The organism is Vibrio vulnificus CMCP6 (genome assembly GCF_000039765.1).
GTDB lineage: Bacteria > Pseudomonadota > Gammaproteobacteria > Enterobacterales > Vibrionaceae > Vibrio > Vibrio vulnificus_B.
This window is the reverse complement of the sequence record NC_004460.2, coordinates 1449212-1470525: the sequence shown is the minus strand read 5'-3', so window position 1 is coordinate 1470525 and position 21314 is coordinate 1449212. Positions and strand designations below refer to the sequence as shown.

The window sequence follows — 21314 nt, the reverse complement described above, 5'->3', positions numbered from 1 at the left end:
TATTGGTATATAGTTCAGATATTTTCGAGTAAAACTCTGACTCATAAACTTTTATAATTATTTCTCCTTTGGTTTTTTGTATTTCCTTACATTTTTCGTAATCTAAATCTAATGAGTATTCAGCTATTTTTATTGCTTGTGGTTTCCTAGACTTGCATACGATATCAAAGTTTGTATAGCCTGATATTTCTTTCTCGACTGAGATTAGAAGTGAAATTTGAGGTAGTGAAAATAAATAGAATAGAAATAGTGAGAGAAGAAGTGAGCCAAGAGATAGAAAAAAGAGTTGAGATTTTGATCTAATTTCCTTAACGCCATTTATTATAATTTTTAACATTCTATTATTCCATGTGTCTGATATTGCTTTCTACTTAAAGTAGACATTAAATGGTGACGTGTCGGAATCCCCCATAACAACTTAAAATTCGATGAACTAGAAATTTGGCACGACTGGTATCAAATAGTGATACTAAATAGCTGTGCTTAGGTGTGGAACGATAACCCGTAAAAGGAAGTGAACTCGGTACTGTTTGAGCAATCGCAAACTGACAGCAGCAACGACAATGCAATAACACCGAGTCACATCACTTGTCGTCATTCTCGCGCACGCGGGAATCCATTCATCCGCGTCCACCGCATGAAGCTTTTGCCAGTGCACTTACCGCAACATAGACCAAACCGACAGCAACACGTAAACACAGTCGTAACACTGAGCCAAGGCAGTCACTGTACGATGGGTCCCCGCGTTCGCGAGGATGACGAGCGAAGAGGCTATTTGAGCAAAGTGAGTATAAAAACGTTAACGGTAACACGGAATCATCAATGCAAAGCAATGACATCAGTCTGGCGCTGCGCCAGACTGATACTTGTTCGGGTTAGGCTTGAGCCAAAGAACCCGTTCCTTTTACCTCAGATTCAACCGCAGACTTATCAAACCCTTCATGCAGATGGTAGTAGCGTTGGTAAATCACACCACTGATGGTCATCATGATGGCTGGTAGACCAATCATCATAAATTCAAGCCCCATGATGGTGCTTGACGATTGCTCTACGTTAGGGACGTAACCGACAACCGACAAGCCCACACCGACAATGAAGCCACCTGCTGCGCCTGCGAATTTCACAAGCATGGTTTGTACTGAGAAGATAACACTCTCGCTACGACGACCGGTTTTGTGCTCACCGTAATCCACAACGTCCGCCAGCATGACCGTTTGCAGTGCGTTCGCGATACCTACACCGAACTTAATTGCCGCACCCGCCATACCAATCATCAGAGCGTTAGCTGGCGCAACAAAGCCCATCAGTAGCAGAAGCACACAAGATAGAATTGGGAAACCACAAGCGATAGGCCACAGCAGTTTACGTGGTAGTAGAGAAGCGATGCGAGGGAACAAGAACACCCCCGCTACTTCTGCCGCGCCTGCCACCGCCATGTAAACTGGGAATAGCTCTGCGTTACCCAGCGCGTAAGAGAAGTAGTAAATCGCAAAACCACCCACCAATAGGTTCGCAATTTGGAAAGAGAGAACCGTGCCGATTAGCGCTTTAAGCTGGTCGTTTTTACCGATGATAGTCAGTACATCTTTGAAGCTGAATTTCTCTGCGGGTTTCGCGTTTGCCGGCGCCGCTTTCTCTTTGACGTTACGCGCAATCAAGAATGCGCTCATCACAAACAGAACGGCAATCAACATAGCAACATTAAAGAAACCGTCGCCTTGGTTGCCGTTACCCAGCTCGCCGACAATGTGCAGACCGTAAGTCCCCGTAATGAACCATGCAAGGCTCGCGAACAAACGTGGCCATACCACCAGCTTCTCGCGCTCTTGGCGAGAACTTGATAGCGCAGGAATCATTGACCAATAAGGAATATCCATAATGGTGTAAGTTAAACCCCAAAGGATGTAAGCCGCGGCCGCGTAGATGTAAAGCGTTGTCCCTTCAAACATGTGCGTACTAAAAAGGCCAACTAAGACAATCGCATTTAACAGCGTGCCAATCACAATCCAAGGACGGAACTTACCGAACTTAGAACGTGTATTGTCGACGATCACCCCCATCATTGGGTCAGTAATCGCATCGATAATACGAGCGGCTAAGAAGATGGTACCCACGAAAGCAGCAGACAAGCCGGCCACGTCCGTAAAGTAGAACATTAAGAAGATGTAGATAGGTGCACAAGCAAAGTCTTTACCGAGTGCACCAAGACCGTAGGACAGTTTGGTTTGTAGCGTAATTTTTTCAGACATAATCATTCCTTAGTGTCGTACTGCTATTCATTCCCCTAACTAGAATTCATAACGTCGACGTCTTTTATTTAGTTTTCGATGCTAATGCTACTCACACACTGAATGCCTTACTGTGATCAAAAACCGCTTTATGGAAACGTTTACAGACAAGTTTTAAAAATGAGATATCGAACAATATTTGGACCTATTAATGCCAGGAGATTGTGTCATTTACGCCATTTTATCAGCACTTTACGCTCGTTAAGCATGAAAACGATTTCACCCCCACTAATAAAAAACAACGCAAAAAGCCGTACAAACCTGATGTCTGTACGGCGATAGAAAACCAATGAGAAACGATAAAATCGTCTAAATAGGAATGGCTTAGTGAATACGTTCGAACGTCACCAACATCGCACTTTCTGCATCAAGAATTGGCATGGTTAAGCCAACTTCTTCACACCATGCGCCAGACAGTTCACAGCCCGATTCAGTCCATGGCGGCTGGTAATTCACGATGTCATCGTAGTTAGACGGTTTATCCAATACCGTCACTCGATATATCGCTTGTGGATCTAAACCCGGTATGCGCAAATGCCCACTTAGAGAGTTCGTCGGCATCGCTAGCTGAGCAATCATCACCACCGCTTGCGATTGATCGTTTGCCACCACCGCGTGAATTTGATGTGCTTTATCATCGGTTGGTACACGCCAAGTTCTGCCGCTGTGCAGCAGTGGCCGCAGCATTTTGTGCAGCTTGATATAGCGCTCAAAACCTTCTTTTTCCGCTTGCTCTTCTTTCACAGGATCAAGCTCAATCCCCATATGGCCGAACAGTGCCGTAAGCCCGCGGAACTCGATGCTATGGCGACGGCGCGTGCTGTGACAATGGCTGGCACCAATATGGCTGCCCATCACCTCTGGCGGGAAAAAATAGCTCATGCCGCGTTGAATGGTTTGACGCTCAAGTGCGTCATTGTTGTCTGACGCCCAGAATCGATGCGTACGTTTCAGTACCTCAAAATCGATACGGCCACCGCCCGCCGCGCAAGATTCAATCTCGACGTTCGGGTGCTTTTCACGAACTTTATCGACTAACTGGTAGTAACGTTGGGTTTGATTGTGCGCTGCCGCTTGGCCTAAATGCGCTGGCTGCACCACTTCACGGTTCATGTCCCATTTGATGTAAGCGATGTTGTAAGTCGAGAGGAAATGGTCCAACCGCTCAAACAGGAAGTTAAACGCATCATCGTTTTGCAGGTTAATCACATACTGGTTGCGACCGGTTGGCTGGTCGTAACCCTCAACGGCCAATAACCAATCAGGATGCGTGCGATACAAATCTGAATCTTTGTTGATCATCTCTGGTTCGAACCACAAACCAAACTCCATACCCAGTTTGTTGACGTGCTCGACGATCGGTTGCAAACCATTCGGATACTTGGTTTCACATAAGAACCAGTCCCCTAGCCCGGCTTTGTCGCCATTGCGCCCTTTGAACCAACCGTCATCAATGATAAAGCGTTCAACGCCCATCTCCGCCGATTGGGTTACCATTGACATGATGTACTCTGGATCGTGATCGAAGTAGATGCCTTCCCACGTATTAAGGTGGATCGGACGAGGCTTGTTCGCAAAATCCTCAGGCAAAATCGAATCACGGACGTGTGAGTGGAAATGGTGGCTCATGCCGTTAAGACCCGAGCAGCTGTAACTTGCGTACAACCACGGCGTAGTCAGGCTTTCGCCCTCTTTCAGTGCCACTTCACCTGGAAGATAGATCACCTCCGCTTGCATATAACGGCGACCGTCAGCTTTCACGTCCACACGCAGTCTGTGATTGCCACTCCATGCGAAATGGAATCCCCATACATCGCCACTCATTTCGTCAAAATGCGCGCTGCCAGCAACCAATGCGGGATAATGTTCATGGGAAGTGCGTCCACGGCGGTTCTCTTGTTGGTAGCCCCCTTGAAGCAAAGGTTGACGCACGGTTTGAAACTCGTGAACCCAGCGCCCGTAATAGGTCATCAACTCGTTCGCACGGGCAGGCAAAGGCAAAGTGTTCGCCAAGCGGTTCACTTGGTATAGGCCCGCTTCAATGTTGGTGAGTGTGTGGCGCGTTTTGACCACATCATGCTGATCCAGAGTCAGCTCTGTTGTCAGGCGAAGGCCCGCGATCGCATCTTCGCTTTGAATCACGATGGAACCTTGGCCGTGTTCAACATGGGAGATGACAAACACGGGTGCCCAATCTTGTCCTTCACGATGCCCTTCCACACCGGGGCTACTGAACACACCGCGGCCAAGCTCAGGATGCAGTGTCATCGCAACATCAGTATCAAGGCGACCATATGGCACCGGACGATGCAGTGCAACGCGAGCGCTTTCAAGCTCCCCCTGAACCTTGTTTCCCCAGTGCAGAATCTCCGCGTATTCGCCGAGCTCGACCATCAACTGAGTTTCCCGACCACTTAACTCAATCACTGTTTTGTTCGTCATCATGCTTACCTAAAAACGAGAAATTACGCCGCATCATAATGAAACGGACAAAATAATCTGTGAGCCACTGCAAAATCATGAAAACGTTTCCAGCCATTTTTCAAACTTGTGCCATCGCCCGCTACGCTATATTCCTTCTTATATTACGCAGCGATCAGCGCCAAAACACTTCAGATTCTTTGGTTACTGAATTCTTTAAAGCCCTGCACAAAAACTCAAATACAAAGTTGATTTATAAGGACTTTTTCACCATTCAATTCATTGCCTTACAACAACAAAATCATAAATAAGGTTACAGACCATTCAGTTAAACTCCTCACCTCTTGAAGTGGTTAGCCGACAACCGTATTCTTGAGGCTTCGAGATTCTTTATGAAGTGTCTCTCTTGGGTCCTAACTCAAAATCCCAGTTTGACGATACAGCAAATGCTCGTGTGCAGTGCGCCCGCGAACCACTTGGTGTATGTGCTTCCTTGTCTCACATGCCCAGTTGATTTCAATTGGGCGCTCTTTCCTCTTCTTCCTAACAACTGCCTTTCCTTAGCTAAAAGCCAATTTAAATCAGCATCTTAAACAACATCAACTCCAATACCCCAACCCAAACTCCGCCAGTCAAAGTAAACGCTCCCAACCTGCATGGTTTAAAATCAATCTGAAATCGCGCTTGAAACCTCAATTTAAGAGATCAAAATCACACAAAATGGTAATTACCCCCTCATTACGACAAAAATGCCAAGCTCATCATGAAAACGTTTCCATAGTTTATTTACACTGCGCAGCGAGTTAGGACTCAAACCAATAAAAAATAAATCCATAAAAATAGAATGGAGACACTTCATGAAACAAAAGACGCTTGTCAGAGCGCTTGGGTTCACCCTCGCCCTAGCACCGATTGCTGGTATGGCTGCAGTGGAGAACATCACTTACTTTGGCTACGCCAAGTGGGGCAACATTTACACCGATAACGATGAACACAATGGTGGCAAAGGCGAACGCAACGATGTAATTCGTGCTGGTCAAGGTTATGGTAACTACCGTTTGGGTAACGAACTGAACTGGTGGGAAGCAGGCTTGAAAGCTGATGTTTGGCAACAAGGTGAAGCGTACTTTGATACCACCCTTTACCTTGGTAGCGGTGAAAGCTGGGGTGACGTTAGCGTGATCCAAATGTGGTCAGCGGGTCACGGCCTGTTTGAAGACCAAGCGGATGCCACTGTTTGGGCGGGCGAACGTTTTTACCGTCGTCATGAAGTGCACATGATCGACATTAAATACTGGGATACATCGAGCACAGGTATCGGTATTGAAAACTGGGATCTTGGTTTTGCTAAAGGTCACATCGCATGGATGGCGCCAAACTCCAGCGCAGATGGCCGCAGCTTACACAACATCGACGCACGTTTAAGCGGCATTGAACTGAGTGACAGTGCAGACCTTACGGTCGGTTTGAACTACGTGTTCACGCAAAACTCTAGCTATGACGACAGTGACATCACCACTTCTGGTGCCATGCTTTCGGCACTTTACAGTCAAGCTTGGAACTATGGTTCAAACACATTCGCTTTCCAATACGGTACGGATGCGCTTGCAGGCGGTTTGATGAGTGCTGAAGGTGGCTCAAACCGTAAATACAACACAGGCGTAGAGCACGATGGTTACAGCTGGCGTCTCTTCAACTCTGGCGATCTTAACGTGAATGAAGATTTCCAAGTGATGTACTCCATCGCTTACCAAAACAAAAACCTGGACAACAACGAAGGTGAGAAATGGTTCAGTGTAGGCGCTCGTCCTCAGTACAGCTGGACAGATTACATGGCCACCGCACTTGAAGTTGGCTACGAATCAGTAGAAGCACAAAACGGCGCTGGTACCAACGACATGTACAAAGTGACTGTGGCGCAAATGTTCCAAGCTGGCAAAGGCGTTTGGGCTCGTCCATCACTGCGCTTGTTCGCGACCTACTCAGAGAAAACCGACGAGTGGAACCGTGGCGGCGAAGTCTACGGCCATGCTCGCAGCACTGGTGGACAAAGCATTGACGAAATCACCTTTGGCTTCAACGTCGAAACATGGTGGTAACCCAATCCCGCAACTATTTTTGAACCCAACGGGGTGAGTAACTCGCTCACCCCACAAAGGACAACGCAGATGAAACTAAAACCGCTAGCAACTCTATTCATGGCTCTGTCTCTTAGCGCGTGTAGTGGATTACCAGAGCAAACTTTCAATACCGATTTGAGCCATCCGCAATGTTGCTCGACGTTAGATACTTTGCCTCTGACCGCCCTATCGATTCCTTTCCACCAACAGGTGGTTATGGATGCAAATCTGCCAAGCTTGAGTAGTGCGGTTTTACTTTCTTCAGATTCTGCTTCATCCCAACCGCTTCCAGTGATGAGCTACCAAATCACTTCTGACGTGCCATTTTCACTGCTCGTTCGCTCTTATGTTGACAACAATTCGTTATTTGCTGCGAATATCATGATTTACGACGCGAAATGGCAGCTTCTATCGGATTATTCGGCGAAAGACTTTAACTACCACACAACGGGCATGCGCGGCTTAGAGCGTGTTGAACAAGTGATCACGGTGAACCCACCACTTAATGGCGCGAAATACGTGGTCATCGCTTCAGATTCGACAATGCTTGGCATGGAATTGACTCGCAAGCACCCAAAAGAAGTTTATGCAGAAAGGCAAAACGTCATTGGCAATAAACAGCTTCCGCTCACAGCGCAGTTCCAACCTTTTGGCGTTATTGATGTCACGGCGAGTGCCTCCGACAACAACGCGGTATTAACGCTTTTGGCGGAATTGGGCACGCAAACCAACGACACCGCGAAAGCAGAGTTATCCCCTGCTGCATCGCCTAAAGCACAAGACGAATGGACACTGTACCAAGTTCAAATCGATGCAGCGCTCAAAGACAACGACGTAAAACAAGCGGCGGCAATTGCCAATCAAGCGGGTGAGCAAGGCTTTACCCACGCAAAAGATTATCTCGTGAAGCAATTGGCAAAATAACGCTTCACAACAAAAGCAAAGACACCCTCGCTTCGGACTCAAACTCCGTAGCAAAACAAAATTAGAAACAAAGAGTTAAGTAGGAAAGCCATGACTGCATTTTCAGAAATTCTCCAACGACGCGACTGGGAAAACCCGCAATCCGTAAACATTCACTGCCTAAAGGCACATAGCCCACTCGCCAGTTTTCGCGATATGGCCCATGCTCGCGATGGTATTCACGCCCAGCGTCAATCGCTAAATGGACAATGGAAATTCAAACTGTTTGATGCGCCAGAGCAGGTGGATGGCCAGTTCACGCAGGCCGATTTCAATGACGCGGAATGGGATGAGATCCCCGTGCCGTCTAACTGGCAACTGCAAGGTTACGACAAACCCATTTACGCCAATATTAAATACCCATTTGACGTAAACCCGCCGTTTGTACCAAGTGATAACCCAACCGGTTGCTACCGCACTAGGGTATCGTTGTCGCCAGAAGATTTGCTCAACACCCAACGCATCATCTTCGACGGTGTGAATTCGGCGTTCCATCTTTGGTGTAACGGCACTTGGGTTGGCTACAGTCAAGACAGCCGTTTGCCTGCCGAGTTTGATCTCACATCGCATCTCGTGGCGGGGGAAAATACGCTCGCGGTCATGGTGATGCGTTGGTGTGATGGCAGCTATCTAGAAGACCAAGACATGTGGTGGCTAAGCGGTATCTTCCGTGACGTGACATTGCTGTCGAAACCACAACACTGCATTGAAGATGTGTTCATCACGCCGGAGCTCGACGCCTGCTATCGCGACGGCTCGCTCTCCATCGTCACCACCATTGCAGCGCCAGAAACCTATCAAGTACAGGTTCAATTGTTTGAGGGTACACAAGCGGTCACTGAGCCAAACATCGCTCGCCCACACAACCGTCGCATCGACGAGCGGGGCACTTGGAATGATGATGTGGTATTCCAAACCCTACACCTACGCGAGCCAAAGAAATGGACGGCGGAAACACCGAACCTCTACCGCTTAGTTGTTTCACTGTTGGATGAAAATGGCACGCATCTCGAGAGCGAAGCGTACCCTGTGGGCTTTCGTAAAGTGGAAATCAGCGAGGGTCAATTGAAGCTCAACGGCAAGCCGCTGCTGATCCGCGGGGTCAATCGCCACGAGCATCATCCTGAGCTGGGCCATGTGATGACAGAAGAGGATATGATCCGCGACATCTGCCTGATGAAACAATACAACTTCAACGCAGTGCGCACCGCTCACTATCCGAACCATCCGCGTTGGTACGAACTGTGTGACCAATACGGCTTGTACGTGTGTGATGAAGCAAACATTGAAACCCACGGCATGCAGCCAATGAGCCGCTTATCGAGCGATCCGCAATGGGCGCACGCGTACATGAGTCGCTACACCCAAATGGTCCTGCGCGATAAGAACCATCCATCAATCATCATCTGGTCTTTAGGTAATGAATCGGGCCACGGCAGCAACCACAATGCGATGTACGCTTGGTCGAAAAACTTTGATCCGTCACGCCCTGTGCAATACGAAGGCGGCGGTTCAAACACCACGGCAACCGACATTATTGCGCCGATGTACGCTCGCGTGAATACCCTTGTTGCCGATGAAGCGGTGCCAAAATGGCCAATCAAAAAATGGATTTCTCTCCCCAACGAAACGCGCCCATTGATCTTGTGCGAATACGCCCATGCCATGGGCAATAGCCTAGGCAGTTTTGATGAATACTGGGCGGCCTTTCGCGAGTTCCCACGCCTACAAGGCGGCTTTATTTGGGATTGGGTCGACCAAGGCTTGAGCCAATGGGATGAAAACGGCCAGCACTTCTGGGCTTACGGCGGCGATTTTGGCGATGAAATCAATGACCGCCAGTTCTGCATCAACGGTTTGATCTTCCCCGATCGCACCGTGCATCCAACGTTGCAAGAAGCAAAATACTGCCAGCGCATGATCACCGTCTCGCTGCAAGAGCAAACCCAAAAAGCGTGCACACTGTTGGTGACCAACGAGAACCTGTTCCGTACCACTGATAACGAGCAATTGAACTGGTCACTGTTGGAAAATGGCCAAGTCATCCAAACGGGTTCACAGGTGCTTAGCGTAGAGGCTGACAGCCAAACACGCCTTGAAATTGCGCTGAATTTCACGCCAAAAGCGCAGGCGCAATACTACTTAAATACCGACATCTGCCTTATTGAAGCGACGTCATGGGCTCCCGCTGGCCATGTGGTGGCGACAGAGCAAATGGCGCTGCGCAATCACGCTGGCCTTGCCATGCCAACTTTGCGCACACAGCCTGCACCCAAGCTGACCGAAAACGGCCACGCCATTGTGGTCAGCAGTCTGGATGAAAAGCATCAATGGCGCTGGGATAGCCAAAGCGGTTTGCTGATGGAATGGAACGTGGATGGCAAAGCGCAAATGCTGGCCGCGCCGCAAGACAACTTCTTCCGCGCCCCGCTGGATAACGACATCGGCATCAGTGAAGTGGATAACGTTGATCCCAATGCTTGGGTGTGCCGCTGGGAGATGGCGGGCATTGGTCAGTGGGAGCGTCATTGCGTCCAGTGCGAGAGCGAAACGCTCGCTCACGCCGTGGTCGTGACCACCACGTTTGCCTACCACTTTGGCGGCGACGTGCAAGCCATTACCCAGTGGACGCACACACTCAGCAACGATGGCGAGATGCTATTGGATGTCGACGTCACATTGGCAGATGCTCTGCCGCCGATGCCGCGTATTGGCTTGGAGTTGCAACTGCCGCTTCACCAAGCCGACACGCCGATCACATGGCAAGGCTTAGGCCCATTTGAAAACTACCCAGATCGCTTAGCCGCAGCACGTTTTGGCTTACATACTCAAACACTGGCGCAGATGCACACACCGTACATCTTCCCAACCGACAGCGGCCTGCGTTGTGGCACGCAGTGGCTGCAAGTGAACGAGTTGGCCATCTCGGGTGATTTCCAGTTCAGTGTTAGCCAATACGCTCAGCAACAATTGGCAGAAGCGAAACATACCCATGATTTGCTAGCGCAAGAGCGGATTTACCTGCGTCTAGACCACCAGCACATGGGGGTTGGCGGTGACGATTCTTGGAGCCCAAGTGTGCACAAAGAATTCCAATTAACGGAGAAACACTACCGCTACCAGTTGCGATTTAGCCCGGCTTCACGCTAGCGTTTGCTCGCCTCCAGGCTTTCCCACTAGGCTTTCCCTCTAGGCCAAACCCGATAAGCCAAGCCTTTGATTTTACGTCTAAGGCTTGGTTTTGTCGTTTTAGTGCGTGTTTTTTGCTCTCGATCATTACCTTTCTGACCAACGTTTACACGCAAGATAAAAAACCACACTCAAATCACAAAACCCTTACAAACATTAACATTCAATTACAAATCTGGTGAAATTTTTATCTAGTTCACATTAATTGATTCGTTTGTCACTATACTCAAAGGGTAAACGTTTTCACCAATTATAAAATTAATTGCAGATAACGAATTACCCCTACAGCAAACCAATAACAAACAATCAGGATTTTTCTATGAGAAAGGTTACTCTACTTGCTCTGCTCACTGCTGGTGTAGGCTTTGGAACACAAGCTCTAGCGGATACCACCCTTGGATTTACTATCTACAAGTACGACGACAACTTCATGTCGGTTGTACGCCAAGCGATTGAAAAAGAAGCGGCATCAGACAAAAGCACTCGCATTCTGATGAACGATTCGCAAAACAGCCAATCGATGCAAAACGACCAAGTGGACGTCATGTTGGCTCGTGGTGTGCAAGCGCTGGCCATTAACCTGGTTGACCCTGCGGCCGCGCCAACCATCATCCAAAAAGCGAAAATGGACGATGTGCCTATCGTGTTCTACAACAAAGAACCAAGCCCACAAGCGCTCGCGAGCTACGACAAAGCGTACTACGTCGGTACCGACTCAAAAGAATCGGGCATCATTCAGGGTGATCTCATCGCGCAAGCGTGGAAAGCCAACCCAGCATGGGACAAAAACGGCGATGGCGTACTGCAGTACGTAATGCTAAAAGGCGAACCTGGCCACCCAGATGCGGAAGCACGCACCACGTATTCTGTGCAAACCATCAATGAAAACGGCATCAAAACCGAAGAGTTGCACATGGATACGGGCATGTGGGATACCGCGATGGCGAAAGACAAAATGGACGCTTGGCTCTCTGGCCCTAACGGCAGCAAAATCGAAGTGGTGATTGCCAACAACGACGGCATGGCGATGGGCGCGGTAGAAGCACTGCGCGGCGCGGGCGTGAAACTGCCTGTGTACGGTGTTGATGCCCTAGCTGAAGCCTTGGCGCTGGTCAAATCTGGCGACATGGCGGGTACCGTACTCAACGATGCGGAATCCCAAGCGAAAGCGACCTTTGAACTGTCACGCAACCTCGCCGATGGCAAACAGCCTGCTGAAGGCACTCGCTGGCAAGTCGTGAACAAAATTGTTCGCGTGCCTTATGTTGGCGTTGATAAAGATACCTTGAACTAATTTAGTGCCCGGGGGAGCGTGCTCCCCCTATGCGCTTTCTTCATTGTCACACTGTCGTTAGAGAACATTTCTGTTGTCCGCCCATTGACGAAATAAAGAGAGACCATGGTAAATCAAACACATGAATTCCTGTTGGAGATGACAGGAGTAAGTAAAGAGTTTCCTGGGGTAAAGGCATTAGATAAGGTTAATTTAAACGTTCGCCCTCATTCTATTCATGCATTAATGGGAGAAAATGGGGCTGGCAAATCAACACTATTAAAATGTCTATTCGGTATTTACGAGAAGAATGAAGGAAATATTCTCTTTCTCGGTAAGGAAGTGAATTTCACCTCATCAAAAGAAGCATTGGAATCCGGTGTTTCTATGGTTCACCAAGAATTGAACCAAGTAAAACAATGCTCCGTCATGGATAATATTTGGCTCGGTCGTTACCCAAAGAAAGGGTTCTTTGTTGATCACGATAAAATGTATCGCGATACCAAAGCAATCTTTGCCGAACTGGATATCGATATCGATCCTAAAGTCAAAGTCGCGACCTTATCCGTGTCACAAATGCAGATGGTTGAGATCGCCAAAGCGTTCTCCTATGACGCCAAAATCGTCATCATGGATGAACCCACCTCATCGCTGACGGAAAAAGAAGTCAGCCACCTGTTTACCATCATCAACAAGCTGAAAGAGAAAGGCTGTGGCGTGGTGTACATCTCGCACAAGATGGAAGAAATCTTTGCTATCTGCGATGAAATCACCATTTTGCGCGATGGACAATGGGTCGACACTCGCCCTCTCAAAGGGCTCGATATGGACCAGATCATCGCCATGATGGTTGGTCGCGAATTAACGCATCGCTTCCCTGAAAAAACCAACACACCGAAAGATGTGATTTTGGAAGTGGAAAACCTCACCGCGCTCAACCAACCGTCGATTCAAGATGTGTCGTTTGAACTGAAAGCGGGCGAAATCTTAGGCGTTGCGGGCCTTGTGGGTTCACGCAGAACCGACATCGTCGAAACGATTTTCGGTGTACGCGAACGCAGCGAAGGGCACATTCGCTTGCATGGTCGTGAGATGAAAAACCGCGATGCGCATGAAGCGATCAACAACGGTTTTGCCCTCGTGACCGAGGAACGTCGCTCCACCGGCATCTACGGCAACCTCGACATCACCTTCAATGCGTTGGTGGCCAACGTCGATGAGTACAAAACCCAAATGGGCCTACTCAGCGACAAAAAGATGAAGAGTGACACGCAGTGGGTGATTGATTCCATGCGCGTGAAAACGCCCTCTCATCAAACCCACATCAGCTCTTTGTCGGGGGGTAACCAGCAGAAAGTCATCATTGGCCGCTGGCTACTCACGCAACCGGAAATCCTCATGCTGGATGAACCGACACGCGGGATCGACGTTGGCGCCAAGTTTGAGATTTACCAATTAATTCTCGAATTAGCCAAGAAAAACAAAGGCATCATTATTATTTCTTCGGAAATGCCTGAATTACTGGGTATTACAGACCGAATATTAGTCATGAGTAATGGCCGCGCAGCGGGCATCGTTAATACCAAAGAAACTTCACAGAATGAAATATTAGAACTGGCTTCTCGCTATCTCTAGGGAATGAATTATGGACGCTGTTAAATCTTTCGCATTAAAGCATTTAAAAGAGAGCGCAATATACGCGGTTCTCCTTATTCTACTGGCTGTTATTGTTATTCAAGAGCCATCGTTTCTTAGCTTGAGAAACTTAAGTAATATCCTGACTCAATCTTCCGTGCGCGTCATCATTGCTCTCGGTGTCGCCGGCCTGATTGTCACCCAAGGCACCGACCTTTCCGCCGGCCGCCAAGTGGGTTTGGCGGCGGTGATTTCGGCCACCTTGTTGCAATCGATCGATAACGTCAACAAAGTGTTCCCAGGCATTGGCGAAGTGCCCATCGTCGCGGTGATCATTTGCGTGTGCTTGATCGGTGCCATCATCGGTTTGGTCAACGGCGTTATCGTTGCTTACCTGAAAGTAACGCCTTTTATCGCCACATTAGGCACTATGATCATCGTTTACGGCATCAACTCGCTTTACTACGATGCCGTGGGCGCCTCTCCGATTGCGGGCTTTGACGAGCGTTTCACCACCTTTACGCAAGGCTTTATCAACCTCGGTGGTTTCCGTTTCTCCTACATCACCTTCTACGCCATCATCGCCATTGTCTTTATGTGGGTGCTGTGGAACAAAACCGTGTTTGGCAAAAACATTTTCGCCGTGGGTGGCAACCCAGAAGCGGCCAAAGTGTCTGGTGTGAACGTCCCCCTCACCTTGTTGAAAGTGTATGCCCTTTCTGGTGTGCTTTACGCCTTTGGCGGTATGTTGGAAGCTGGCCGTATCGGCAGTGCCACCAACAACTTGGGCTTCCTATACGAGCTCGATGCCATCGCCGCGTGTGTGGTCGGCGGCGTTTCATTTGCCGGTGGTGTCGGTAGCATTGCTGGTGTTGTCACGGGTGTGTTGATCTTCACCGTCATCAACTACGGTATGACCTACATCGGCGTCAGCCCATACTGGCAATACATTATTAAAGGTTCCATCATCGTCTTCGCGGTCGCGCTCGATTCGATGAAATACGCCAACAAAAAATAACCCCCAACTGCGCCTAGCGCTCGCCCTGCCCTTACCGGCAGGGCTTTTTTGACTCACTCCGGTGAAAAATCCTCTCGAAACTTGAGCTTATCCGACATTTATTCGGTTGCCATTTGAGTTATCACCGTGGGCGGTGTTAAATGGCGGCGTAAACGAACAATAACAACAAAAGTAATCCCTTATGGCGACCATCAAAGACGTGGCAAAACTGGCTGGCGTATCCATAGCCACCGCCTCACGCGTTATCAATAACGCCCCTCACACCAGCGAAGCGGCAATCGTCGCGGTCAAAGAAGCAATGCAATCTTTGGGCTATCGTCCCAACGCCAACGCGCGTGCACTGGTGAGCAAATCTTCCAATACCATTGGCGTTTTGGTGAATGACGTCTCTGCGCCTTTTTTTGGCACCATGGTCAAAGCCATCGACACCGTGGCCTGCGAACAAGGCAAACAGTTGTTGATTGGCAGCGGCTATCACGACGCCAACAAAGAGCGTAACGCCATTGAGTTGTTGATCAACAGCCGTTGTGAATCTTTGGTGGTGCACAGCAAAGGCATGAGTGACCAAGAACTCGTCTCACTGGCGGACGAAATTCCCGCTATGGTAGTGATCAATCGGGTCGTGAAAGGCATCGAATCGCGCTGCATTGCGCTCGACAACCATCGCGGTTCCTACCTTGCGACGGAGTTTTTGATCCGCAGTGGTCACAAACACATTGGCTATATTTGTTCCAGCCACAACATCGACGACGCCAAAGATCGCCTCGCGGGCTATCAAGATGCCTTGCGCGACAACGGCATCGAGATCCGCGATGAATACATTGAATATGGTGAGCCAGACGAAACCGGCGGCGAGCAGGCGATGATCAGCATCATGGCGAAGAACCTCCCCATCACCGCGCTGGCGACATACAACGACTACATGGCCGCAGGATGCCTCTCGTTGTTGCTGGAAAACGGCATTCGCATTCCTGAAGAGATGTCGCTCATTGGCTTTGATGATGGCCACGTGGCACGCTATATCTACCCACGCTTAACCACGGTTCGCTATCCGATTCAGGTGATGGCCAACGAGGCGGTAAAAATGTCGCTACAATTGGCCAATGGTGAGGTACCTGAGCGCAAAGAGCACAAGCTCTTTTTGCCCATGCTGATCCGCCGAGCCTCTGTCGGCGCGCCTGCAAAATAACCGCCATTCGACACTATTTTTGTGTAATTAATCACTTGATGAAATATTGATTAATTATTCGCGTATCACCGTCAGACTCAGCCGCCTATAATTCATCACACGTTTAATTTTGAAGGGCGGCTGATGACGGAACTCAACCCACGCCGAGGACGGCCAACGCACAACATCGACACAAGGCAACTGCTGATTCACCACGCACGCGAGTTGTTCACTGTGATGGAATACAACAACGTCTCCACCCGCTTAGTCGCGCAAAAAGCAGGCGTGAATGTGGCGATGATCCGTTACTACTTTGGCAGCAAAGAAGGGCTGTTCGAGACCATGCTGCGAGAAACCCTCGCGCCGATGCAAAAACAGATGCAAGCCCTAGTGCTCGAAAGTTCAGAGAAAAACCTGCTCGATATCATGCGCACTTATTACCGTGAAATGGTCAAAGTGCCTCAGTTTCCCCGCTTGATTGCGCAAGTGATGCGTATGGCACCCTCCGATACCCAGCGCAAATTAATGGAAAAAGTGATGAACGACATCACCCAACCGATGCAAGGGTTGATCTTCGATCGCTTGTTAGAAGGCGGCATATTGCGCCAAGGCGTAGACCCAAAATTAGCGCGCATCACCTTTATCAGCTTGATGGTGTTTCCTTTTATGGCGCCCCCTGCGCTACTGGCGATTCACGGCATTGAACTGAATGAAGCTTTTCTCAACCGCTTGTTTGAACACAATATTCAACTGATGAAACACGGATTTTTGGACTCAGGAGCAGCCCATGACCCTCAATAAAAAATGGCTCTTTTTCCCCGCATTGGCGGTGGGCGTGCTGGTGTTGGTGCTGGCGGTCAAACTCAAACCCGAACTGCCAGTGAAACCTGCTGATGATCGCGCTCGCTTGGTAGAAACCCTGCCGCTGGAACTCAAAGCCGTTGCCCCTTTGGCGATTGGTTTTGGCAAAGTGGCCCCCAAAGTGGAGTGGAAGGCGATTGCTGAAGTCTCGGGCAAGGTGATCTACCGTCACCCGCGTTTAGAGAAAGGGCAAGTACTCAAAGCCGGCACAGAAATTTTGCGTATCGACCCGCTCGATTACCAACTCAAACTGGTGCAAGCTCAAGCCGACCTCAAATCTTCCCAAACCTCTTTGGCTAAGCTCAATCAAGAAGAACAAAACCTCAAAAGCAGTTTGAAGATCGAATCCAACCGCCTCGCGATTGCCAAAAAAGAGCTCGAACGCAAACAGAACTTGCGTAAGAAAGGGCTGAACTCACAATCGGATGTCGATCAACAAGAACAAACCACCCTTTCCCAGCGCAAATTGGTGCTCGACATTGAAAACCAAATCGCCCTCATGCCGGACGAAAAACGGGTGGCAGATGCACTGATCAAGGTCAACAACGCCAAGGTGGATGAAGCCAAGCGCGCACTGGAAAAAACCATCATCACCCTGCCGTACGATCTGCGCATCGCGCAGGTGGACATCGAACAAGATCAGGTGGTTAACCAGCAGCAAACCATGGTCACCGCGCACGGTATTGATGTGATGGAAGTGGAAGCACAGCTCTCGATTCATGACATGCAAACCCTCGCCGCCAGCTTGGGCGAGTTCGCGCGCGACGAATCGGGCATTCCGCAACCGGACATGACCTTTATTCAAGCTTACATTGAGCTGAGCAGCGGCAATTTAAGCGCCAGTTGGCCAGCCAAAGTGGCGCGGGTGAGCGAAACGGTCGATGCCAACCAAGCCACCGCTGGGGTGATTTTGGAGATAGAACAAGACTATCGTGAGCTCAATCCAACCTCATTGCCGCCACTGGTCAATGGCATGTTTGTTCGCGCTTACATTGAAGGACAAGCCAACCCCAATTGGGTCATCCCCGAGCGTGCGCTGCATGGCAACAAAATCTATTTGATGGATGAGCAAAACCGCTTGCGCATCGTGCCGGTCACGGTGTTATTCCGCCGCGACAACCAAGTGGTGATCGATGGCGAACTCAGCCACGGGCAAAAACTGATCGTCAACGACCTATTGCCTGCGATTGAAGGCATGCAGTTGAAAGAAGCCAGCAGCGAGGCGAATCCAGAGGAGAGTGGCTCATGATTCGTTTTTTCGCCAAACACCCGACCGCAGCCAACTTGTTGATGTTGACGCTGCTGATCCTCGGGATTTCGTCACTCTCCACCATCAAACGGGAAACCTTTCCGGAGTTTGATCCGCCCTACATTATGGCGGCGGTGGTCTATCCAGGTGCGTCGCCCCAAGAAGTGGAAGAGAGCATTTGCGTGCGCATGGAAGATGCCGTGGATGGCCTTGCCAACATTGTCGAAACCCAATGTGAAGCGATTGAAGGCTCGGCACGCTTAATCCTCAAGCTCAATGAGAAAGCGGACATCAGCCGCATGCTGGTGGATGTGCAAACGCAAATCAACGCCATCAACGATTTCCCCAAAGAGATCGAATCCCCTGTGGTGCAGGAGCTTGATTGGAACGAACCCGTGGTGGATGTGGCGATTACCGCCGACACCACATGGCCGGAACTCAAAGCCTATGCAGAGCAGCTTAAGCGGACGTTAAAGCTAGATTATGGCGTCTCTTTGGTCAGCGTGGCAGGCTTTTCCGATCACCAATATCGCGTCGAACTCGATACCCAAGCGATGCGTCAGCTCGGTTTAAGCGTTGGCGATATTGCCGATCAAATTGGCCGCCAAAACGTCAAGCTCCCCAGTGGCAATGTGGAAACGCCCGACAAACATTTTCTGATCCGCTTTGATGAACGTCGCGTCACGCCACAAGAGCTCAGCACCATAGTGGTGGGCTCTGGGCCCAATGGTTCGTTAATCCGCTTGGGCGATATTGCCACCATCAGCGACCGCTTCGAGCTCGATGAGCAAAAAGTGCTGTTTGATGGCCACCCTTCAGCCCTGCTGAAAATCAGCAAGAACAAAGAAGACGACGCCCTGCGCATCAAAGATCGCGTTACCCAATTTGTTGCCGACCAGCAGGCGATCGCCCCCGATGGCGTGCAACTGGAAATGACCAACGATCTCTCGTCTGTCTTGTGGGATCGCCTCACCATGATGGTGAGAAATGGCTGGCAGGGTATCGTGCTGGTGTTTGCCACCATGTGGCTGTTCTTCAGTTTGCGCTATTCCTTTTGGGTGGCGGCCGGTTTGCCGGTGGCTTTTCTTGGCGGGCTGTTTTTGATGGCGCAACTTGGCCTCTCCATCAACATCATGTCGCTGGTTGGGCTGCTGATGGCGATCGGCATCATGATGGACGATGCCATCGTGATTGCCGAGTCGATTGCGGCGCACCTTGATCGCGGAGAGAAGATCGACGATGCGGTGATCAAAGGGGTCAACAAAGTGCTGCCGGGGGTGATTTCCTCCTTCCTCACCACCGTGTGTATTTTTGGTAGCTTGTTGTTTTTACAAGGAGAAATGGGGGCGGTACTCAAAGCGGTGCCACAAGTGCTGATTTTGGTGCTCACCTTAAGCTTAGTGGAAGCTTTCCTCATTCTGCCCAACCATTTGGCGCATTCCCTGCACAAGCAAAAACAGGAAAAACCGGACCTCAAATTCAAGCAAACCTTACTCGAACACTTTGAGCATTTTCGCAATACCACCTTGGTCAATGCCGTGGAAAAAGTGGTGGAATTTCGCTACGCCTTTATGGGTGGCGTGTTAGCGCTGCTGCTGATTTCTGCCGCGACCTTGGCGGGCGGGCTATTGAAATTCCAGCCCTTCCCAGAGCTTGATGGCGATATCGCCGAGGCGCGCATCATTTTGCCGCCCGGTGCCTCTTTGGCGCAAACCGAAGCCGTGGTTGATAAAATCGTCGCCTCTGCGCAAAAGCTGGATCGCCAGTGGAGTAAAGAGAAGGAAAACGGCACGCCTTTGGTGCGCCATATCACCAGCCAATTTAATGCCAATGCCGATGCTAACGAATCGGGCCCACACATCGCCACCGTGCGGTTGGATCTGCTCGGCGCAGAAAGCCGCAACACGGTGATTGACGAGTTTATTGCCGCATGGCGTGATGATGTCGGCGAGTTGGCCGCACCAATTTCACTGGTGTTTAAGCAACCGACCATGGGCCCGGGTGGACGCGCAATTGAGATCCGCGCCAAACACGATGATCTCGATGCACTCAAAGCCGCCTCTATCGACATTCAACAATACCTCAACCAGTTCGCCGGTGTGCATGGGGTGTTGGATGACATGCGCATGGGCAAAGAAGAAGTGTTGGTCAAACTGCGCCCTGGCGCGGAAGTGTATGGTATTAACGGCCAGTTGATCGCCAACCAGCTGCGCGCGGCTTTCTTTGGTCAAACCGCCGATGAAATCCAACTCGGCGTGGAGAATATTTCGATTGAAGTACGGCTGGATAAAGTGCAAGCGGGCGATTTGCAGCAATTAGCCAACTTCCCGATCATGATGGCCGATGGCAGCCAGATCCCGCTCGCCACCATTGCTACGCTCGATTTTCAGCGTAACTACGTGCGCATTCAACGCATTGACGGGCTAAGAACCATCAGCGTGTTTGGCGATGTAGACAACACGCAAGCCAACTCCACCGCGATCATTCGTCAGTTCCAACAGCAAGAAGCGCCGAAATTGATGCAAAAATACCCCGGCTTACGCTTTGATTTTGAAGGGGAAGCCAAAGACACCGCCGAGACAGGCTCTTCAATGGGCAAAGGCTTTTTGCTCGGCTTGTTCGGGGTGTTCGCCATTTTGAGTTACCAGTTCCGCAGCTATTTGGAACCCTTTGTGGTGATGCTTGCCATTCCTCTTGCCTTTATTGGCGTGGTTTGGGGGCACATTCTGCTTGGCCATTCGCTGAGCATGCCAAGCATGATGGGCTTTGTTTCGCTGGCGGGGATTGTGGTCAACGACTCGATTTTACTGGTGCAATACATTCGCCATCATGTCGATGAAGGCGACAGCGTGCACGACTCGGTGGTGAAAGCGAGCCGTGAGCGTTTTCGCGCCGTGTTCCTCACCTCCATGACCACCGCAGCAGGTTTGTTGCCGCTGCTCACCGAAACCAGCTTGCAAGCGCAGGTTATCCAACCTTTGGTCATTTCCATTGTGTTTGGCATCCTTGCTTCGACCTTGTTGGTGTTGTTTATGATCCCAGCCGCTTACGCCATTTTGGCCGATTTTGGTTTAGTACATAAACACCAAGAGATATGAAGCAAAATGAGTAAATAATCGGCAAACGAGC

Annotated in this window: 12 protein-coding genes; 10 read left to right on the top strand and 2 right to left on the bottom strand. The window is 49.9% G+C overall.

Going from position 1 to position 21314, the window contains the following annotated elements:
• Positions 1-875 precede the first annotated feature (875 nt).
• Both melB and VV1_RS21335 read right to left on the bottom strand, forming a co-directional pair.
• Positions 876-2249, bottom strand: a complete 1374-nt coding sequence (gene melB, locus VV1_RS21340; RefSeq protein WP_011082215.1) for a melibiose:sodium transporter MelB — start codon at positions 2247-2249, stop codon at positions 876-878.
• Positions 2250-2612: 363 nt separating this feature from the next.
• Complete coding sequence (locus tag VV1_RS21335; RefSeq protein WP_011082214.1) at positions 2613-4733, bottom strand: alpha-galactosidase; 2121 nt, start codon at positions 4731-4733, stop codon at positions 2613-2615.
• An 833-nt stretch (positions 4734-5566) separates the two neighbouring features.
• Between VV1_RS21335 and VV1_RS21325 the strand changes: the two genes are divergently transcribed.
• From VV1_RS21325 to VV1_RS21280, 10 genes are all read left to right on the top strand, one after another.
• Entirely contained in the window at positions 5567-6808 is a 1242-nt protein-coding gene (locus tag VV1_RS21325; RefSeq protein ID WP_011082212.1) for a carbohydrate porin, read from the top strand.
• Positions 6809-6877: 69 nt separating this feature from the next.
• A complete protein-coding gene (locus VV1_RS21320) occupies positions 6878-7753 on the top strand; it encodes a MalM family protein (protein WP_043921208.1) in 876 nt (291 codons plus the stop codon).
• A gap of 90 nt (positions 7754-7843) precedes the next feature.
• Positions 7844-10942 (top strand): beta-galactosidase, encoded by a 3099-nt coding sequence (locus tag VV1_RS21315; protein WP_011082210.1) that lies wholly within the window; start codon positions 7844-7846, stop codon positions 10940-10942.
• A gap of 358 nt (positions 10943-11300) precedes the next feature.
• Complete coding sequence (gene mglB / locus VV1_RS21310; protein WP_011082209.1) at positions 11301-12275, top strand: galactose/glucose ABC transporter substrate-binding protein MglB; 975 nt, start codon at positions 11301-11303, stop codon at positions 12273-12275.
• Between the two features lie 105 nt (positions 12276-12380).
• Positions 12381-13889 (top strand): galactose/methyl galactoside ABC transporter ATP-binding protein MglA, encoded by a 1509-nt coding sequence (gene mglA / locus VV1_RS21305; protein ID WP_011082208.1) that lies wholly within the window; start codon positions 12381-12383, stop codon positions 13887-13889.
• A gap of 10 nt (positions 13890-13899) precedes the next feature.
• Positions 13900-14907 (top strand): galactose/methyl galactoside ABC transporter permease MglC, encoded by a 1008-nt coding sequence (gene mglC / locus VV1_RS21300; RefSeq protein ID WP_011082207.1) that lies wholly within the window; start codon positions 13900-13902, stop codon positions 14905-14907.
• Between the two features lie 181 nt (positions 14908-15088).
• Positions 15089-16096: a substrate-binding domain-containing protein gene (locus tag VV1_RS21295; protein WP_011082206.1), complete on the top strand. Its 1008-nt coding sequence runs from the start codon at positions 15089-15091 to the stop codon at positions 16094-16096.
• A 123-nt stretch (positions 16097-16219) separates the two neighbouring features.
• Positions 16220-16876: a TetR/AcrR family transcriptional regulator gene (locus VV1_RS21290; protein ID WP_011082205.1), complete on the top strand. Its 657-nt coding sequence runs from the start codon at positions 16220-16222 to the stop codon at positions 16874-16876.
• Entirely contained in the window at positions 16863-18185 is a 1323-nt protein-coding gene (locus VV1_RS21285; protein WP_011082204.1) for an efflux RND transporter periplasmic adaptor subunit, read from the top strand. The genes VV1_RS21290 and VV1_RS21285 overlap by 14 nt, the downstream gene beginning before the upstream one ends.
• On the top strand, positions 18182-21283 hold the full coding sequence (locus VV1_RS21280; protein ID WP_011082203.1) for an efflux RND transporter permease subunit: 3102 nt from the start codon (positions 18182-18184) through the stop codon (positions 21281-21283). Before VV1_RS21285 ends, VV1_RS21280 begins: the two co-directional genes overlap by 4 nt.
• Positions 21284-21314: the final 31 nt, after the last annotated feature.